At 54.8% G+C, this 1433-nt stretch carries 1 protein-coding gene and 1 pseudogene; one reads left to right on the top strand and one right to left on the bottom strand.

Annotated features, from left to right (window positions below):
- Positions 1–84: 84 nt before the first annotated feature.
- A pseudogene (locus AXW79_RS02145) lies at positions 85–705 on the bottom strand (solute carrier family 23 protein); the annotation flags it as partial.
- A 228-nt stretch (positions 706–933) separates the two neighbouring features.
- On the opposite strand from AXW79_RS02145, the gene AXW79_RS02150 reads away from it, so the two are divergent.
- Entirely contained in the window at positions 934–1266 is a 333-nt protein-coding gene (locus AXW79_RS02150) for a cupin domain-containing protein (protein ID WP_005322110.1), read from the top strand.
- The last annotated feature ends 167 nt before the right edge of the window (positions 1267–1433 follow it).

Genomic DNA, 1433 nt, shown 5'->3' on the forward strand with positions numbered 1-1433 from the left:
TAGAAACGAGATGACGTGAGTGCGTTAAGGATCAGGGTGTTCACGTTGGCCGGAATGGCTGTTCAACTTCGCCGGAATACGCACCGGTACCTTGCGACGCTCCAGACCGAAGATGGCGGCCAGACCCAGTACCGTCATGACGACCGGGAAGGAGGTCACCTCACCCAGCTGAACCGGCAGACCGGCCCCTTCGTTCTTGATCACCATGCCGACGCCGTTGGTAGCGATCAGCAGCAAGAACAGACCGATACCGATGCCGGTGCCGTGGGCGATACCGGAGGGCAAGTTATCCAGGATCCACTGGCGCACGCCTGTGACACTGATCAGGGTAAACAGCACACCCATCAGGAAGATGGCGCCGAGGGCAACCGGAATGCTCAGTCCCTGACCCAGTACGAGACTGAACGCGGTAAAGGCGGTGAGGGAGATGGCGCAACCTATGGCCATGGGCAGCTTGGCCCACAGCCCCATCAGCAGAGAGCCGAAGGCGGCGATCAAACAGGTGGCCACGAAGACGGGGCCTTGCTCAAAACCGGCAGCACCCAGCATGTTCGGTACCACTATGATGCTGTAGACCATGGCAAGGAAGGTAGTCAGCCCTGCCAACAGCTCCTGGCGCACACTGCTACCGCGCGCGGAAATGGAAAAATAAGAATCCAAAAAGCCGCCGTTCCCTGATTGGGCGGCCATATCTTGCTTTGCCATGACATGTCCTGAAAGTGTGAAGGAAATCGTTTGCGTTTGTGGCGCGCAAAATAGCAAGAATTTGTCGAAATTGCAGCGAATTCCCTGACTTTTTCATCAAAATGGCGGAAAGCGTTCTCGTTCGGACACAAGTTTGCATACCAGCTTGTTACTGCTATCACCTTCACCCAGGGGACACACTTCTATACTGCAGAGAACCCATTCGCACAGCCAGACGGGAGATAACCCATGCACACACGCAATCTGCTGAACGACATCCCCTCGCCACTGCCTACCGAACTCTTTCAGGATCTGGTCAGTACCAACCACCTGTGGATAGAGCGCATTCTTTCTCATGGACATCAGACAGCACCGGGAGAGTGGTACGATCAAGATGAACATGAGTGGATCCTGGTCGTACAGGGCGAAGCCAATCTGCTGTTCGTCGATCCCCAGACCCAGGCACAACAATCGGTACAACTGGGCCCGGGCGATCACATCAATATTCCCGCCCGCCAGAAACACAGGGTGGAATGGACTCACCCCGACATGACCACAGTCTGGCTCTGCGTGTTTTACTGAGGTGTATGAAGGGGACGAAAAAGGCAGGCCTTAGACCTTGAATGGGATTGAATTGATACAGCCAAGGAAATATTGAGAAGGTTGAAGCGGATAAACTTGAGGGATCGCAAAAGCAAAAAGGCCTTCCCGATTGAGAAGGCCTTCAAATTAGTGGCGGAGCGGACGGG

Source organism: Aeromonas salmonicida subsp. salmonicida (assembly GCF_001643305.1).
GTDB classification, from domain to species: Bacteria; Pseudomonadota; Gammaproteobacteria; order Enterobacterales; family Aeromonadaceae; genus Aeromonas; species Aeromonas salmonicida.

Coding starts and splice junctions, on each gene's coding strand:
- AXW79_RS02150 (WP_005322110.1), top strand. CDS start 934: ATGCACACACGCAATCTGCTGAACGACATCCCCTCGCCACTGCCTACC.